Origin of the sequence: Streptomyces sp. AC550_RSS872 (assembly GCF_019049285.1) — a bacterium.
In the GTDB taxonomy this organism is placed as follows: domain Bacteria; phylum Actinomycetota; class Actinomycetes; order Streptomycetales; family Streptomycetaceae; genus Streptomyces.
Genome location: NZ_JAGMUL010000017.1, coordinates 1 through 18447 on the forward strand (window position 1 = coordinate 1; position 18447 = coordinate 18447).

Consider the following 18447-nt stretch of genomic DNA (forward strand, 5'->3'; position numbering starts at 1 on the left):
CCCCCGCCACCCACTTCCTGTCCTCCCCCGGCACCAACAACTCCGCCACGTCCAGCACATGGTGACCGGCCATCGACGGCAGGCAGCTCCCCTTCGCCGGTCCGATCGCCGCCGCCCACTCCGTCGGGATCGCCGGCGCACCCTGCGTCGCGCCGGCCAGCGCTCCCGCCACCGCTGCCGTCGTGTCGGCGTCGCGGCCCATGTTCACCGCCGTGAGGACGGCCTGGACGAAGTCGCCGTCCGCCGCCGCGTACGCCCCGAAGGCCAGCGCGACCGCCTCGGGGGCCAGGTCGGTCCAGGGATAGCCGCCGATGACGACCGAGGAGCGGACCGCGCGTTCGCCGCGGTGGGCCACCGCCACCGCCCGGCGCAGGGAGCGGGCCGTCCAGGAGTCGTCCGGGACCACCGCCAGCGCCGAGGCGACCACGGCGATCGTCGGCGCCCCCGCCATCGCCGCCGCCACGCCCGCGGCCACCGCCTGGCCGCCGTAGATGCCCTCGCCGTCGTGGCTCACCGAGCCGTCGATCGCCACCAGGCGGGCCGCCTCCGCGGGCCGGCCCGCCGCGAAGACGCCGAAGGGGGCCGCCCGCATGGCGAGGCCGTCGCTCCAGGCGTGGCGGTGCTGGGCGGAGATGGGGGCCGCGAGGCCTCGGCGGAGGTTCTCCAGCGTGCCGCGTTCGCTGAAGCCGGCGCCCCGGAAGGGACCCTCCGCCCGGTCCGCGATCCACTCGTGCCACGCCGCCTCCACATGGGCCGGGGTGAGGGCCGAGCCATGACGGGCGAGGAGGAGGCCGGAGAAGATCGCGTACTCGGTGTCGTCCGTACCGGAGGGGTTGTCCGACACGTAACCCGTGATGCGGCCCCAGCGGGCGCGGATCTCGGAGGGCTTCATGTTCTCCGCGGGGGCGCCCAGCGCGTCGCCGACCGCCAGGCCCAGCAGTGCGCCGCGCGCCCGTTCACGGAGTTCGGCGGCGTCTCCGGGCGCCGGAACCGAGGGGATGCAGGCGATCGATGCCATACGCGGCCTCTCCTCCGGGGGCTCCGCCCAGGGCGCGGAGCCCTTTGCGGATATGTCCCACCGTCGGCGGTTGACCTGAGCCTCGGAGGCCTCAGTGTCACCCGGTCGACATCTGTGCGGCCCCTTACACGAATGAGCGTTCTGCGGGAAAACCGCAGGTTAGCTCAGCCTTTCCTTGCTGGCGGAGGGGAATCGCCGAGCGTAGATTTGGCGTTGTTAAAGAATAGAATGCGTCTAAAGAAAGCCTTACCTGAGCTCCTGGGCTCCTGGGCTTTCCGATCTTTCTGGGGGATCCCTCATGGCCATCATCGAGACCGAGGCGGCGCTGCACGAGGCGCACCGCGACAACCACACGCACCGCGATGTGAACGGCGGCTGGCTGCGCCCCGCCGTCTTCGGGGCGATGGACGGCCTGGTCTCCAACCTCGCCCTGATGACCGGCGTCGCGGGCGGGGCGGTGAGTCATCAGACGATCGTGCTGAGCGGGCTCGCGGGGCTCGCCGCCGGCGCCTTCTCCATGGCCGCCGGTGAGTACACCTCCGTCGCCTCGCAGCGCGAGCTCGTCGAGGCCGAGCTGGACGTCGAGCGGCGGGAGCTGCGAAAGCACCCGAAGGACGAGGAGGCCGAGCTCGCGGCACTGTATGAGGCGCGGGGGGTCGAGCCGCGGCTCGCGAAGGCCGTCGCCGAGCAGCTCTCCCGCGATCCCGAGGTGGCCCTGGAGATACATGCTCGCGAGGAGCTCGGCATCGACCCCGGCGATCTGCCGTCCCCGCTGGTCGCGGCCGTCTCGTCGTTCGGGTCGTTCGCGCTGGGCGCCCTGCTGCCCGTGCTGCCGTATCTGCTCGGTGCGACCTCGCTGTGGCCGGCCGTGCTGCTCGCGCTCGTCGGGCTCTTCCTGTGCGGTGCGGTCGTGGCCAAGGTGACGGCGCGGACCTGGTGGTACAGCGGGCTGCGGCAGCTCGCGCTCGGTGGGGCCGCGGCCGGTGTGACGTACGCCCTGGGCAGCTGGTTCGGAACGGCCGTAGGATAGCTCGGCTGGAACTTATGCGTTGGGCCGCATAAGTAGCCGTTACTCGCTGGTTTCGGATGCATGACCACCGGGCATGAGCCGTAAGCGCTGTGGGCAATGACGCCTGCGGCGCACTCGCGGGGTGGGCGACGACGCCCCCTCCGCCTCGGATCGACGGACATAGACCTGTCCCGCTCGGTCCCCACATACTTCAAGCCATGGGCGCGGAACCCTTGTCGCAGCCTTTGGTGTCCGCATGATGGAACGGATTATCCCGCTTCCCGAGAACCGCCCCATCATGTAACCTGCACGAAATTTTGCACTCACGCAGAGGGCCAACGTCGTCCCTCGGCAATCTGCATATGCCACATGACGACGACGGGAGAGCCGATGCGTACGCCGCGCCAGCCGTCCCAGCACTCCGCGAATGGCCAGAACTGGTCCTTCATGGATGCTCGCCCTGCTGCGCAGGGTATGTACGACCCCCGCAACGAGCACGACGCCTGTGGCGTCGGCTTCGTGGCCACCCTCACCGGCGAGGCGAGCCACACGCTGGTCGAGCAGGCGCTCACCGTTCTGCGCAATCTCGAACACCGCGGCGCCACCGGATCCGAGCCCGACTCGGGTGACGGCGCGGGCATCCTGTCCCAGGTGCCGGACGCCTTCTTCCGTGAGGTGGCCGGGTTCGAACTGCCCGAGGCCGGTGCGTATGCCGTGGGTATCGCCTTCCTGCCGGAGGAGGGGACCCAGGACGCCGTCTCGAAGATCGAGACGATCGCGTCCGACGAGGGCCTCACCGTCCTCGGCTGGCGCGAGGTTCCCGTCGCCCCCGAGCTGCTCGGTGCCACCGCCCGGTCGACGATGCCCGTCTTCCGCCAGGTCTTCGTCGCGGACGGTTCCTCGAAGGACATCGCCCTCGACCGCAAGGCGTTCGTGCTGCGCAAGCGCGCCGAGCGCGAGGTCGGCGTCTACTTCCCGTCGCTGTCGGCCCGCACCATCGTCTACAAGGGCATGCTGACCACCGGCCAGCTGGAGCCCTTCTTCCCGGACCTGTCCGACCGCCGCTTCGGCTCGGCCATCGCCCTGGTCCACTCGCGCTTCTCGACGAACACCTTCCCGTCGTGGCCGCTCGCCCACCCGTACCGCTTCGTCGCGCACAACGGTGAGATCAACACCGTCAAGGGCAACCGCAACTGGATGGTCGCCCGCGAGTCGCAGCTCGTCTCCGATCTGTTCGGGTCCGACGACAAGGCCCTCGACCGCATCTTCCCGGTGTGCACGCCGGACGCCTCCGACTCGGCGTCCTTCGACGAGGTGCTGGAGCTGCTCCACCTCGGCGGCCGTTCGCTGCCGCACTCCGTGCTGATGATGATCCCGGAGGCGTGGGAGAACCACGACTCCATGGACCCGGCCCGGCGCGCCTTCTACCAGTTCCACTCCACGATGATGGAGCCCTGGGACGGCCCGGCCTGTGTCACCTTCACCGACGGCACCCAGGTCGGCGCCGTGCTCGACCGCAACGGCCTGCGCCCCGGCCGCTACTGGGTCACCGACGACGGCCTCGTCGTCCTCGGCTCCGAGGTCGGCGTCCTCGACATCGACCCCGCCAAGGTCGTCCGCAAGGGCCGTCTGCAACCCGGCCGGATGTTCCTCGTGGACACCGCCGAGCACCGCATCATCGAGGACGACGAGATCAAGGCCCAGCTCGCGGCGGAGAAGCCGTACGCCGAGTGGCTGGAAGCCGGCGAGATCGAGCTGTCCGACCTGCCCGAGCGTGAGCACATCGTGCACACGCACGCCTCGGTCACCCGCCGCCAGCAGACCTTCGGTTACACCGAGGAGGAGCTGCGCGTCATCCTCGCGCCGATGGCCAAGGCCGGTGCCGAGCCGATCGGTTCGATGGGCACCGACTCGCCGATCGCCGCGCTGAGCGACCGCCCGCGTCTGCTCTTCGACTACTTCACCCAGCTGTTCGCGCAGGTCACCAACCCGCCGCTGGACGCCATCCGCGAGGAGCTCGTCACCTCGCTGCACTCCTCGCTGGGCCCGCAGGGCAACCTGCTCGACCCGACGGCCGCCTCCTGCCGCTCGGTCACCCTGCCCTTCCCGGTGATCGACAACGACGAGCTGGCCAAGCTCATCCACATCAACGCCGACGGCGACATGCCCGGCTTCAAGGCCGCGACCCTGTCCGGTCTGTACCGGGTGCACGGCGGCGGCGACGCCCTCGCCGCGCGCATCGAGGAGATCTGCGCCGAGGCCGACGCCGCCATCGAGAACGGCGCCCGCCTGATCGTCCTGTCGGACCGGCACTCGGACGCCGAGCACGCGCCCATCCCGTCGCTGCTGCTCACCGCGGCCGTTCACCACCACCTCATCCGCACCAAGCAGCGCACCCACGTGGGCCTGCTGGTCGAGGCCGGTGACGTCCGCGAGGTCCACCACGTCGCCCTGCTGATCGGCTACGGCGCCGCCGCGGTCAACCCGTACCTTGCGATGGAGTCCGTCGAGGACCTCGTCCGCGCGGGCACCTTCCTCTCGGACATCGAGGCCGAGCAGGCCATCCGCAACCTGATCTACGCCCTCGGTAAGGGCGTCCTGAAGGTCATGTCCAAGATGGGCATCTCGACGGTCGCCTCCTATCGCGGCGCGCAGGTCTTCGAGGCCGTCGGTCTCGACACCGCCTTCGTCGAGAAGTACTTCAACGGCACCGCCACCAAGATCGGCGGCGTCGGCATCGACGTCATCGCCAAGGAGGTCGCCGCCCGCCACGCCAAGGCGTACCCCGCCTCCGGCATCGCTCCTGCGCACCGCACCCTGGACATAGGCGGCGAGTACCAGTGGCGTCGCGAGGGCGAGCCGCACCTGTTCGACCCGGAGACGGTCTTCCGCCTCCAGCACTCCACGCGCACCGGTCGCTACGACATCTTCAAGAAGTACACCGAGCGTGTGAACGAGCAGTCCGAGCGCCTGATGACGCTGCGCGGCCTGTTCGGCTTCAAGTCGGACCGGCAGCCGATCTCCATCGACGAGGTCGAGCCGGCCAGCGAGATCGTCAAGCGCTTCTCCACCGGCGCCATGTCGTACGGCTCCATCTCCAAGGAGGCGCACGAGACCCTCGCCATCGCCATGAACCAGCTGGGCGGCAAGTCCAACACCGGTGAGGGCGGCGAGGACCCGGAGCGTCTGTACGACCCGGCGCGGCGTTCGTCGATCAAGCAGGTCGCGTCCGGCCGCTTCGGTGTGACGAGTGAATACCTCGTCAACGCGGACGACATCCAGATCAAGATGGCCCAGGGCGCCAAGCCCGGTGAGGGCGGTCAGCTGCCCGGCCACAAGGTCTACCCGTGGGTCGCCAAGACGCGTCACTCGACGCCGGGCGTGGGCCTGATCTCCCCGCCGCCGCACCACGACATCTACTCCATCGAGGACCTGGCCCAGCTGATCCACGACCTGAAGAACGCGAACCCGCAGGCGCGGATTCACGTAAAGCTGGTCTCCGAGGTCGGCGTCGGCACGGTCGCCGCGGGTGTCTCCAAGGCGCACGCGGACGTGGTCCTGATCTCCGGCCACGACGGTGGTACGGGTGCCTCCCCGCTGACCTCGCTGAAGCACGCGGGCGGCCCCTGGGAGCTCGGCCTCGCCGAGACCCAGCAGACCCTGCTGCTCAACGGCCTGCGCGACCGCATCGTCGTGCAGACCGACGGTCAGCTCAAGACCGGCCGTGACGTCGTCATCGCCGCGCTGCTCGGCGCCGAGGAGTTCGGTTTCGCGACCGCGCCGCTCGTCGTCTCCGGCTGCGTCATGATGCGCGTCTGCCACCTCGACACCTGCCCGGTCGGCATCGCCACCCAGAACCCGACCCTGCGCGACCGCTTCTCCGGCAAGGCCGAGTACGTCGTGAACTTCTTCCAGTACATCGCCGAAGAGGTCCGCGAGATCCTCGCCGAGCTGGGCTTCCGCACCATAGAGGAGGCCGTCGGCCACGCCGAGGCCCTCGACGTGACCCGCGCGGTCGACCACTGGAAGGCGCAGGGCCTGGACCTGGAGCCGCTGTTCCACGTGCCCGAGCTGCCCGAGGGCGCGGTGCGACACCAGCTGATCGAGCAGGACCACGGCCTGGAGAAGGCGCTCGACAACGAGCTCATCAAGCTCGCCGCCGACGCCCTGGCCGCGGACTCCGCGACCGACGCCCAGCCGGTGCGCGCCCAGGTCAAGGTCCGCAACATCAACCGCACGGTCGGCACCATGCTCGGCCACGAGGTGACGAAGAAGTTCGGTGGCGCGGGCCTGCCCGACGACACCATCGACATCACCTTCACCGGCTCGGCCGGCCAGTCCTTCGGTGCCTTCCTCCCGCGCGGTGTCACGCTGCGCCTGGAGGGCGACGCCAACGACTACGTCGGCAAGGGCCTGTCGGGTGGCCGAGTGGTCGTCCGTCCCGACCGGGGCGCCGACCACCTCGCCGAGTACTCGACGATCGCGGGCAACACCATCGCGTACGGCGCGACCGGCGGTGAGCTGTTCCTGCGCGGTCGTACGGGCGAGCGGTTCTGTGTCCGCAACTCCGGCGCGACGGTCGTCTCCGAGGGCGTGGGCGACCACGGCTGCGAGTACATGACCGGTGGCCACGCGGTGGTCCTGGGCGAGACGGGACGCAACTTCGCGGCCGGCATGTCCGGCGGTATCGCGTACGTCATCGACCTCGACCGCGACAACGTCAACATCGGCAACGTCAGCGCCGTCGAGGCCCTCGACGACACCGACAAGCAGTGGCTGCACGACGTGGTCCGCCGCCACCAGGAGGAGACCGGCTCCACGGTCGCCGAGAAGCTCCTGGCCGAGTGGGACACCGCCGTCGAGCGCTTCAGCAAGATCATCCCCAGCACGTACAAGGCAGTGCTCGCCGCCAAGGACGCCGCCGAGCGAGCCGGTCTGTCCGAGACCGAGATCACCGAGAAGATGATGGAGGCGGCGATCAATGGCTGACCCGAAGGGCTTTTTGAACCACGGCCGCGAGGTCGCCAAGTCCCGCCCGGTCGACGTGCGTCTGAAGGACTGGAACGAGGTCTACGTCCCCGGCTCCCTGCTGCCGATCATCAGCAAGCAGGCCAGCCGCTGCATGGACTGCGGCATCCCGTTCTGCCACAACGGCTGTCCGCTCGGGAACCTCATCCCCGAGTGGAACGACTACGCCTACCGCGAGGACTGGTCGGCCGCCTCGGAGCGCCTGCACGCGACGAACAACTTCCCGGAGTTCACGGGCCGTCTGTGCCCGGCCCCGTGCGAGTCGGCCTGCGTCCTCGGCATCAACCAGCCGGCCGTGACCATCAAGAACGTCGAGGTCTCGATCATCGACAAGGCGTGGGACGCGGGCACCGTCGCCCCGCAGGCCCCGGAGCGCCTGTCGGGCAAGACCGTCGCGGTCATCGGCTCGGGCCCGGCCGGCCTGGCGGCCGCCCAGCAGCTGACGCGCGCCGGCCACACGGTGGCGGTGTACGAGCGCGCGGACCGCATCGGCGGCCTCCTGCGCTACGGCATCCCCGAGTTCAAGATGGAGAAGCGGCACATCAACCGCCGTATCGAGCAGATGCGCGCGGAGGGCACCCGCTTCCGCACCGGCATCGAGATCGGCCGCGACCTCAAGGCGACCGACCTGAAGAAGCGGTACGACGCCGTCGTCATCGCCGCCGGTGCCACGACCGCCCGCGACCTCCCGGTCCCCGGCCGCGAGCTCAAGGGCGTCCACCAGGCGATGGAGTACCTGCCGCTGGCCAACAAGGTCCAGGAGGGCGACTACGTGACGTCGCCCATCTCGGCCGAGGGCAAGCACGTCGTCGTGATCGGCGGTGGCGACACCGGCGCCGACTGCGTGGGCACCGCCCACCGCCAGGGCGCGGCGTCCGTCACGCAGCTGGAGATCATGCCCCGTCCGGGCGAGGACCGGGCGCCGCACCAGCCGTGGCCGACCTTCCCGATGCTGTACAAGGTCACCTCGGCGCACGAGGAGGGCGGCGAGCGGGTCTACTCCGTCTCCACCACCCACTTCGAGGGCGACGAGGACGGCAACGTCCAGTGGCTGCACCTCACCGAGGTCGAGTTCGTCGACGGCAAGCTGACCCCGAAGCCGGGCACGGAGCGCAAGATCCCCGCCCAGCTGGTGACGCTGGCGATGGGCTTCACGGGCACCGACCGCGACAACGGCCTGGTCGACCAGTTCGGCCTGGACCTCGACGAGCGCGGTAACATCGCCCGCGACGCCGACTTCCAGACCAACGTCCCCGGCGTCTTCGTCGCCGGTGACGCCGGCCGCGGCCAGTCCCTCATCGTCTGGGCCATCGCGGAGGGCCGCTCGGCCGCCCGCGGCTGCGACCGCTTCCTGACCGGCGCCAGCGAACTGCCGGCGCCCATCAAGCCGACGGACCGCTCGCTGATGGTCTGACGGCCGTACGACCGGTGACCTGAGGGTCACTCCACAACTGTCCCGTACAACGGCGTACGGAACTGAGCGCGACGCTCGTCCTACTGTCCCCGACCGGACGCTGGGCGGGCGTCGCGGCGCTTTCCGGCAGGAACCCCCGGGGTAGACAACCCTGACGACCGATGGAACAACGGGAAGTGGGCGTGTTACTTTCGCGCTTTCGGTCGCGCGTATCAACGACTGGCGGGGGATGAGTCGGTGGCGACGGGGGTGAGGCCGGTACGAGCGGACGGCGGGTCGGCCGATTTCCGGCGTGGGCCGCTTGTCGACGCGCTCTGCGGGCTGTCCTGCATGCGCGACCCCCGCAGCCGCGCCGCTTTCGCCGAAGTCCTGGACGAGGACTACGGCATAGCGGCCACGCTGACGGGTGAGGCCCGCATCGACATCGCACGGATGGTGCGCGCGGCCCTGCGTGTGGCCCAGGGAGTCCACGCGCTCGTGGAGACGACGGAACTCTTCGCGGGTGCCGAGGTCGCCGCAGAGATCGGATGCCTGCTCGACCCCGTCCGGCAGGACGCCGACACGGGACCCGACCTCCGTATGGACGCGCCGCTCGGCTGGGAGGAGCAGGCAGCGGCCCGCAGGCTGCTGTCCATGCCCCCTCTCTTACCCGTGCGGCAACTGCGGGACGGGCTCAGCCGTGAACTGGCCGTCCCGCTGAGCCCCGACCTCGACATCGGACAGCTCTTCAGCCGCGCCCTCACGCTCAACAACCAGCCCGACGGGCTGCCCCCGTCCGTGCTCCTGCTCGACCTCGCCGCAGACCTGACCCCGCCGGGCGAACCCGCCGACCGCTTACGGGAGCTGGCCGCGACGGTCGCCGGGCGGCTCGAACTCGGCCAGGCGCTCGAACGGCGCCGTGCCGCCCGCGCCCGGTCGGCCACCGGTGTCGAAGCCCCCCGCTGTCTCCTCGTCATGGTCGAACCGGCCCGGGACGGCACCGCGGACATCGAGGTGCAGTACTGGGTCAACCCCGTACCCGGCCGCTGGAACCCCCGCCAGGGCCGCTCGCGCACCACGACCCCCGACGGTCTGGCCGACGCCGTGACGAGCGCGGTCAGGGCCGGATCGCGGCTGTGGGCCGAGGCGCACGATGCCGATGCGGGGCCCGAACTCCCGCCCCCCTACATCGAGTTCGCGCTTCCCTACGAGTGGCTCGTCCGCGATGTCACCGCCCTGCCGCTGGAGACGGGGGACGGAGCGAGTCTGCCGATCAGCCCGAGGTTCCCGGTGCACCTGCGCTGCCTGGAACGGATGCGCGGGGGCGACCCGATCCAGCTCGCCCTCTGGCGGTCGAGGTGGCGGGCCCTGCACGCCGGGGGCGCACGGGTGCATCACTGGCGTGAGAACGACATGGAGCGCCTGTCCGACTGGCAGACCGAGTTGGCGCTGCACGGCGAGCGCACCGTCGTGCTTCTCGATGCCCCCGCGGGCGGCGCACCGCTCGCGGCCTTGCGTTCCGCGGTCGCAGAGGGGGTGGGCGTCGCCGTGTGGGATCGCCGGGGCGTTTTCGCCCACGAAAGCAGGGAACAGCTTCAAGCGGTGTTCTCTGCCGCGCCCGCTCCCTCCCACATACCCCAGACCATCAGGCAACTGCGGGTGCGGGCCGCGCTCAACAAGTCCCCGGACATCGGGGAGCACATCGTTCTGTTCTGGGATGACCCGTACCGGCTGGTGGGGGCGTACTTCGACCCGCCCGAGCACGAGGAGCTCGCGGAATGAACGCCCGTGACAACCATGTGACAGCATCCGCCTGGCGCATCTTCAACGCCACGGGTGAACCGCCCGAGGAGGCCAAGGGGGCGCCCCAGCTGCCGCCCGCGCCGCCGTGGCGCGCCTTCGGCGGCGAGCCGCTTCAGAATCCCGCACCCTCGGACCGCGCGGGCGAACTGCGCCGACTCGGTGTCGTGCAGTCCGTCGGCCAACTCGACGACGAGAGCGTCGACCTGGTGAACGCGGCCCTGATCCTGCGCAGGCCGCTCCTGGTCACCGGATCGCCGGGCGTGGGCAAGTCGACGCTCGCCTACTTGATCGCCCGTGAGCTCGGTCTCGGCCGCGTCCTGCAATGGAGCATCGTCAGCCGCACGGTCCTCAACGACGGGCTGTACGCCTATGACGCCATCGGCCGCGCCCAGGCCATAGCCGCCTGGCGTGGCGCGAGCACCGACCCGGCCGTGGCGGACGCCCAGCCGCCCCGACAGCCGCCGCTGGGGGACTTCGTGACCCTGGGACCGCTCGGCACCGCCCTGCTCGCCTATGAGCGTCCGCGCCTCCTGCTCGTCGACGAGCTGGACAAGAGCGACATCGACCTGCCCAACGATCTGCTGCACGTGCTGGAGAACGGCTCGTACGACATACCCGAACTGGTGCGCAGTGGTCGTCCCGAGGCCGAGGTGTACACCGACGACCCCGAGGGGCGGGCCGTGATCCGTGGCGGCCGGGTCGAGTGCCGGGAATTCCCGGTCGTCGTCATCACGAGCAACGGAGAGCGGGAGTTCCCCGCGGCCTTCCGCAGGCGCTGCCTCCCGCTGCATCTGCGCCCGCCGAGCCGTGCCCAGCTGCTCGCCATGCTCGAAGCGCATCTCCAGGCCACGACCGAGGGCGCGGAGCGGATCGTCGACCAGTTCCTGCAGCGCATCGAAGGAGGCGGCACCCACTCCATCGATCAGCTTCTCAATGCCGTCAGGCTCTCCGCCTCCCACGCATTCCCGACCGGTGCGGACGGGGATAAGCTCGTGGAGACCCTGTTGCGCGACCTTGCGAAGGGCCGCTGATGGACGGCTTTGCCCGGGAACGCGCACCTGCCCCAGACGACAGCACCACAACACCGGGAACCGCCTACGCCCCTTCGGACTTCGGCGCGGCTTTCGCGGAGCACGGAGACGGTGAGGCCTCGCTGCCGCAGCGGGACACCGAGGAGGTGCTGCGCTGGCAGGACCTCGCCGATGCCGGATGGCTCACCGACACCTGGATCCGGCTCGGCCGCACCGTGGCGCCGGGCCCGCCCGCCGTGAGCCTTCCGGAACACCCCGCGGGCCCGCGGTCGGCACCGGACCCACCGCCCGCGCCCGCTCCCCGCCCGCCGGTCCGGCCGTCCTTATCGGAAGGTGAGCCGGCCCCGTTCGCAGGGCTGGGACCTCCCTTCGCCCCAGGTGCTCCGCTCGTATCTCCCGGGCTGACCGAGTCCTTCGAGCCGCCCGAGCGCGACGAACCGCCCGGCCGGGACGAGGAGCGGCCGCCCCGCCAGGAGCGCTTACGGGGGCTCGCCGCCTCACTGGCGCGCGCGTTGCACCGACTCGACGCCACGGTGCCCTCACACAGCAAGGTCGAACTCGACGAGCAGGCCACCGCGGAACAGGGACTCGCGGACGGGCTGTGGCTGCCCATGTTCGTCCCCACTGCGGTCACAGCGCTCGACCTCGTGCTACTCGCCGACAGCTGCGTCACGCTGACCATCTGGGAGCCCGAGGTGGCCGCGCTCGCCGCAGCCGCTCGCCACAGCGGCGCCTTCCGAGACGTACGCACGGCGCGTCTGTCCCTGTCGTCCGAGGGCACCCCTTCGGTGCGCTGGGACTCGGGAGCCACCGCCTCCCCCGGGGAGCTAGTCGACGGCCGGGGCGAGCGCGTGTTCCTGCTGGTCACCGACGGACTCGCGCACGGCTGGGCGGCGCCTGCCGCGGACCGGCTGCTCAGCAGGCTCGCCCAGGCCGGGCCCACTGCCGTCGTCCACCTGCTGCCGCCGCACCTGCGGCACCGTTCGTCCCTCTACCCGCATCCGGCCCTCCTGGAGGCGGGCGGCCGCAACGCCCCCAACACCGCGCTCGTCCACCGGCCGCGGCAGGAGGATCCGAACCCGCTGCGGCCCTTCCCCGCGGCCGACGACGGCATCGTCCCCGTACCGGTTCTCTCCCTCAAGGAGGGCTCCTTCCAGGCGTGGGCCGACATCGTGCGCGGCGGGCAAGGGGTGCGCAGGGTCCTGCCGATCGTGCCGGCGGGCGCACTCGCCAAGGGCACCCCTGCCCGCGGTGTACGGCCGCCGCACACGGACACGCGGTTCGCGACCAGCGCCACCGTGCACAGGTTCATGGAGGCCGCCGGACCGGTGGCCCGCCGTCTGGCCACGCATCTCGCCGCCGCTCCCTTCGATCTGACGCTGATCGGCCAGCTGTGCGCCCGGATGCTGCCCGAGACGGAACCCGCGGACATCGCCGAGGTGCTGACCGGCGGCCTCATCGACTGGGGGACCGGCCCCGACGCACCGGCCCCGCCGCGGCACGAGGGCCCGCAGGCCGACGACGGCCTCGCGGACTTCGCGCCCGGGGTCCGTGAGGCACTGCTCGCCACCAGTACCCGGTCTCAACTCGCGCGTGTCGTCACGGCCCTCGGTGAACTGCCGGCGGCCGGCACCGAGGGGGCCGCGCTGCTCGCCGCCCTTCTCGATCCGCTCGAAGCGGAGCTGCCGGACCCCACGGCCGTCCGCCGGGTCCGGCTCGAACGGGCGGTCCTCAACGCGCTCTCGGGGCGGCACGCCCTTCGTGCCCGGCTCATGGACACCGTAATCAACGCAAATGCCCACATTCAGGTGAATCCTGATGTTAAGAATATCGACGATGTGGGCAGTCACTCGGCGCGACAGGCGAACGAATTTCCAGGAGGCGGAGTGCCGACTCATCCGACCACGTCACCGATGAAACAGACTCCGCCGCAACTCCCGGAAGACCTGGCACCCACCGTGGACGGCGAGCGCCCCGCCCCCGTCCGCACGCCCGAACCGCCACCTGCGCGTCCGCCCTCCGGCGCGGCCCGGGCCCCCGCCATCATGGGGAACGTGCCGCCGCGAAACCGCTACTTCACCGGTCGCGAGCAACTGCTCACCGATGTGGAGAGGCAACTGCGTGACGACAGCACGGCCGCAGTGCTCCCCCACGCCCTGCACGGTATGGGCGGCGTCGGAAAGTCACAGATCGCGATCGAGTACGTCTATGCCCACCGCGGCGACTACAACGTCATCTGGTGGATCCCCGCGGAGAGCGAAAGCCTCATTCTCGGCGCGCTCGCCGAACTGGCGTCCCGGCTCGGCCTCGCCACCAGCCAGGAGGCGAATATGGCGGTGCCCGCCGTGCGCGAGGCGCTGCGAACGGGTGTGCCTTACGACAACTGGCTGCTCGTCTTCGACAATGCGGAGGCCGTCGACTCGGTGCGCTCCTATTTCCCCACCGACGGCCCCGGGAAGATCATCGTCACCTCCCGCAACCGCGACTGGGAGCGGGTGGCAACCCCCCTGTCCGTCGACGTCTTCAAGCGGGACGAGTCGGTCAAGCTGCTCCAGCGCCGCGCCCGCGATCTGAGCCCCCAGGACGCCGAGCGGCTCGCCGAGGCGCTGGGCGACCTGCCACTCGCGGTGGAGCAGGCAGGCACCTGGCATGCCAACACCGGCATGGCCATCGACGAATACCTCCAACTGCTCGACGCCCGCCAGCCCGAGATCCTGGAGCTGGACCCCTCGCCCGACTATCCGGTGTCGGTGGCGGCGGCCTGGGACATCTCCCTCGACCACCTCACCCGCGAACACCCGGGGGCACGGCGGCTGCTCGACGTGTGCGCCTGCATGGCCCCCGAACCCGTCCCCCTGAGCGTGCTGCGCCTGGGACGCGGCGGCGGCACCGAGGGCGCCCTGCGGCCCGTCCTGGCGGACAGCATCGGCCTCAGCCGCGCGACCCGTGTCCTGAACCAGTTCTCGCTGGTACGCCTCAACCACAGTTCCGGCACGCTTCAGATGCACCGTCTGCTCCAGACCGTGCTGCTCGCCAAACTCGACCCGGACAGCCGGGCCGCCATGCGCGAGGTCGCCCATCTGCTGCTCTCCAGCAACCGGCCCGGACACTACGCCCAGTCCACCCAGTGGCCCGAGTACCAGCGACTGCTGCCGCACATCAGGGCATCCGAGGCGCATCGCAGCACCGACACGTACGTACGGGAACTCGTCTACGACACCGTGCTCTACCTCTACTACTGGGGCGACCACGACGCCGCGATCGAACTGGCCAGGGACGCCTGGACGGCCTGGCTGCACGACAGCGGCGAGGAGAACCTGCACGTCATCCGCATCGCCAAGATCCTCGGCTTCCTGCTGCGCCGAGCCGGCGTCGTGGGGGAGTCCTACACCCTCAACAAGGACGCCCTGGACGTCTCGAGGCGCGTCGGCGTGCCCGACGAGGACCTCATCGACTCCATGTGGCAGATGTCGGGCGCCCTGTGCTACGCGGGCCGCTTCACCGAGGCCCGGGACCAGGCACGCGAAGCCGTCGAGCTGGCCCGCGACCGGTTCGGCCCCGACGACCTCAACACCCTTCTCGCCGCGCACAGTTACGGCGTGACACTGCGCCTGTGCGGCGACTTCGGCACGGCGAGGGAACTGGACACGGAGACCCACCGGCAGTGGGAACTCCTCAACGGCCCCACGGACGTCCTCACCCTCAACACGCTCAACGGGCTCGGCTGGGACATCCTCGAAGGGGGCGACTACCACGGTGGCCGGGAGCAGCAGGAGGAGACGTACGACACGTACCGGGCGACGTACGGGGAAGAGGCACCGGAGACCCTCACCGCGGCCCGCATGCTCTCGCTCGCCCGGCGCAGGGACGGGGACCTGGAGGGAGCGGCGAGCTTGAGCGAGGAGACGCTGCGGCTGTACAGCGTCCGTTACGGCCCGAACTACACCGACACGCTGGCCACCGCCCTTCAGGTGACCGTCGACCGGCGGCTCCTGCGCGACCTGGACGGATCGCGGTCACTGGGTGAGCAGGTCCTCGACCAGTTCCGGGACCGGCTGGGACCCGATCACGCGTACACCCTGATGGCCATGGCCAATCTGGCCGCCACGCACCGGGCCCGCAGCGACCTCGACACGGCGGAGCGACTGGCGGACGAGGCCAGCGAGCGGCTGGAGACCACCCTGGGGGCACGCCATGTGGTGACCCTGATGGTCATGCTGGGGCGGGCCAACAACCGGTACGCGAGCCTGGACTTCGGACAGGCGCGAGAGATCGACGAGACAGCGCTCGAAGGGCTGACCGAGATCGCCGGGGCAGCCCATCCCGTGACCCTGGCCTGCATGGCCAACCTGGCTCTCGACCTGAGGGGCCTCGGTTCCACGGCCCGTGCCGACGAACTGCGCAGGCGGGCGGTGGACGGACTGTCGAGGGTGGTCCGCGACGGCCATCCGTGGCTGATGGCGGCCAGGTTCGGCCACCGTATCGAAGCGGATCCCGCCCCCATGCCGCTGTAGCGGTGGTTCCTCGACCCGGGGGCAGGGGAACGGCAGCGAGCAGGGGGCACACATGTCCACAGTGGTCTTCATCCATGGAACGGGCGTCCGTGAGCCCGCGTTCGGCGAACTGTACGGTCGTTTCGGCACCAGCCTGAAGGCACTGCGGCCCACGCTCCATGTGGTGCCGTACTACTGGGGCGAGGCCCACGGAGCCACCCTTGCCGCCCAGGGGGCCTGCTTACCGCCCTCGTCGCCGGGAACCGCGCGCACTCCTGCGGCGCAGGACCCGGACGACGAGGCCTGGGGCGTCCTCTACGCCGACCCGCACACCGAACTCGCCCTCGCCGCGGCGGCCGGGCCCGCTCCGGGGGAACTCGCACCGGGGTCCGTGCCGCCCGGCCACCGAATACGTCACCTCCTGGACACCCTCGGCGAACGGCTGGACCACGACGCCGAGGAGCTCTCCTGCCTGGACGGCCCCGCCCTCGTGCGGCAGGCCGCGCTCCTGGCGTCGCAGCCGCTCCTGGGCCCGGCGAGTCTCGCCCTCGACCCGGCCACCCTCGCCGAGGTGGCCGCCCGTGCCCTCGTCGCCGCCGCCGTCCGCGACGCCCTCGCCGAGGACGACCCGCTCATTCCCACCGGGGACCAACGCGACCGGGCCGTCGACACCCTCGGCGCGGCCCTCGGCGCGGCCCCCGCCGGCTCCGGCCGCGGGCCCCGGCGGTGGCTGCTGCACCGGATGTCGAACGCCGTGGCACGGCGTGTGGAACGCAGACGCCGGCCCCTCACGGAAGCCGCCCACCCCGCGGCGGGTGACGTCCTGCGCTATCTGGCCCGCGGCGAACCCTTCCGCGCCGGACTCGCCGCGCTCGCCCTCACGTTGGAGCCCCCGGTGACCTTCGTGGGGCACAGTCTCGGCGGCATCATCGCCCTGGAAACCCTCATCAGCAGACCGCTGCCCATGGTGCGGCTCGTCGTCACGGCCGGCTCCCAGGCACCTTTCCTCTACGAGACCGGAGCCCTGCCCACCCTGGCGCATCCCGCGCCGCTGCCCGCCCACATGCCGCCCTGGCTCAACCTCTACGACCCCCGCGACCTCCTCGCCCATGTCGGTGCGGAACTGTTCCCCGGGCGGGTCGAGGACCATCAGGTCCTGTCCCGCCAGCCCTTCCCCGCGGCACACAGCGCGTACTGGACCAACCCGGCCGTCTACCGCCGCCTGGAAGCCGACATCCCATGAAGGCCCGCCCCGTCGACCCCTCCCGCGTGCACGCGCTCATCGTGGGCATCGACTCCTACGCCGCCGGTCGCACCTGGGATCTGCCGGGACCGGCCCATGACGCGGTGCGCCTCTACCATCTGCTGCACGGCGCCGGGGTCCCCGTCGCCAACCTGCGCCTTCACCTGGCCCCCTTGCCCGGCGAGACACCCCCCGTGCCGTACCGCCCGGCGGACCACGAAACGCTGCGGGCGGCGCTCGTCGAGGAACTGCCCGCCGTCACCGATGGCCAGGACCTCTGGATCTGGTGGGGCGGACACGGCGTGCTCGACCGCGACGACCATGTACGGCTGTTCACCGCGGACGCCACCGTGCGGGACAAGCGCAACCTCGACCTCGACGCGGCGATGAAGCACTACCGCACCGACGCGGTCCCCGGCTTCCACCGGCAGCTCTGGGCGATCGACGCATGCGAGACCTTCGAGGAGGAGCTCGGATTCGCGCACGAACTGCCCACCGACGCCTTCCCGGACGGCCGCCGCCTCCTCGCGCACCAGCAGGCCGAACTGCGGGCGGCAGGCCCCGGACGGCTCGCCGCCAACGACCCCGCCCGCCGCACCGGCGTCTTCTCCGACCTGCTCCTCACCCTGCTCGGACAGCGAGCCGAGGGCCTTCCCGGCCTCCCGGACGAGGAGGAGTTCTGCGCCGCCGCGCGTGCGGAGGTCCTGGCCGTCGCAGGGGAGCACCCGCTGTCGTACGTCCGGATCCGTGGCGCCGGACGCGAGGACATATCGGCACCGCGTGCGACGGTGGCCGGAAAGGGCCTGCTGACAAGAGCGGTCGACGCGCTCGTCCACTGCCCGGCCTTCCGCGATCCCGTCCAGCGCAGGGCACTCATCGACGCCCTGCCGGACCGGGTCGCGGGGCGCCTGCGGTACGGCGACAACGCCCGGATCGACGCGATGAACCTGCTCAACGGCATCGACGCGGACACGGCCGCCGAGCTTCACGAGATCGTGAGCGGGGCCGACGACGATCCCGCGCGATCCGCCGAACTCAAGGCCGCGCTCACGGAGTTCATCCACGACAGAGACAGGAAGAAACGACGCCGGGGGCTGCCTCCGGCGTGATCGCGCGGTTCCCCGACCCCCGCCGCTTCGCCATGATGGAAGGGATGCGGGGCATCGCGTGCCACCGTCCTGAAGGGGGACGCCTTGGACCAGTCCGTACGCTCCGAGCCGACATCGCGGGAATCCGCCGAAGAGTGGGAATCCGACCTCGTGGACCTGACCGGCGTGCCGCTTGCTCCGTCGCACGGCCTGTGCCTGCCGACTCCTCCCGAACGGCTGCTCATCGAGGTCCGGCGCCCGCGGAGCACCAGCACGGGCGGACAGAACCCGGGCCGCGCGGACTAGGGCCGACGGTGAACGGTCAGGGAACCTATCAACCC

General features: G+C 70.9%; 10 protein-coding genes. 9 read left to right on the plus strand and 1 reads right to left on the minus strand.

Features of this window, described 5'->3' with window-relative positions; genetic code table 11:
* Window positions 1-1018: ADP-ribosylglycohydrolase family protein (locus KUM44_RS07965; protein ID WP_217207075.1), on the minus strand; the 1018-nt coding region annotated here is incomplete at its 3' end.
* Window positions 1019-1316: 298 nt separating this feature from the next.
* Here KUM44_RS07965 and KUM44_RS07970 point away from each other — a divergent pair.
* The 9 genes from KUM44_RS07970 to KUM44_RS45185 all read left to right on the plus strand — a co-directional run bounded on the left by KUM44_RS07970 (window position 1317) and on the right by KUM44_RS45185 (window position 18412).
* Entirely contained in the window at window positions 1317-2048 is a 732-nt protein-coding gene (locus tag KUM44_RS07970; RefSeq protein ID WP_217207076.1) for a VIT1/CCC1 transporter family protein, read from the plus strand.
* A 369-nt stretch (window positions 2049-2417) separates the two neighbouring features.
* Window positions 2418-7016 (plus strand): glutamate synthase large subunit, encoded by a 4599-nt coding sequence (gltB, locus tag KUM44_RS07975; RefSeq protein ID WP_217207099.1) that lies wholly within the window; start codon window positions 2418-2420, stop codon window positions 7014-7016.
* A complete protein-coding gene (locus KUM44_RS07980; protein WP_217207077.1) occupies window positions 7009-8469 on the plus strand; it encodes a glutamate synthase subunit beta in 1461 nt (486 codons plus the stop codon). Before gltB ends, KUM44_RS07980 begins: the two co-directional genes overlap by 8 nt.
* Before the next feature lie 249 nt (window positions 8470-8718).
* The gene (locus KUM44_RS07985) at window positions 8719-10230 is read left to right on the plus strand and encodes a hypothetical protein (RefSeq protein WP_308402534.1); all 1512 of its coding nucleotides are present in this window, start codon (window positions 8719-8721) and stop codon (window positions 10228-10230) included.
* Complete coding sequence (locus KUM44_RS07990) at window positions 10227-11282, plus strand: MoxR family ATPase (RefSeq protein WP_217207079.1); 1056 nt, start codon at window positions 10227-10229, stop codon at window positions 11280-11282. Before KUM44_RS07985 ends, KUM44_RS07990 begins: the two co-directional genes overlap by 4 nt.
* A complete protein-coding gene (fxsT, locus tag KUM44_RS07995; RefSeq protein ID WP_217207080.1) occupies window positions 11282-15796 on the plus strand; it encodes an FxSxx-COOH system tetratricopeptide repeat protein in 4515 nt (1504 codons plus the stop codon). Before KUM44_RS07990 ends, fxsT begins: the two co-directional genes overlap by 1 nt.
* Window positions 15797-15848: 52 nt before the next feature.
* On the plus strand, window positions 15849-17018 hold the full coding sequence (locus KUM44_RS08000; RefSeq protein ID WP_217207081.1) for a hypothetical protein: 1170 nt from the start codon (window positions 15849-15851) through the stop codon (window positions 17016-17018).
* Window positions 17015-18127, plus strand: coding sequence for a caspase family protein (locus KUM44_RS08005; RefSeq protein WP_217207082.1), 1113 nt, complete (start codon window positions 17015-17017; stop codon window positions 18125-18127). Before KUM44_RS08000 ends, KUM44_RS08005 begins: the two co-directional genes overlap by 4 nt.
* A gap of 84 nt (window positions 18128-18211) precedes the next feature.
* The gene (locus KUM44_RS45185; RefSeq protein WP_234765441.1) at window positions 18212-18412 is read left to right on the plus strand and encodes an aldo/keto reductase; all 201 of its coding nucleotides are present in this window, start codon (window positions 18212-18214) and stop codon (window positions 18410-18412) included.
* Window positions 18413-18447 lie beyond the last annotated feature (35 nt).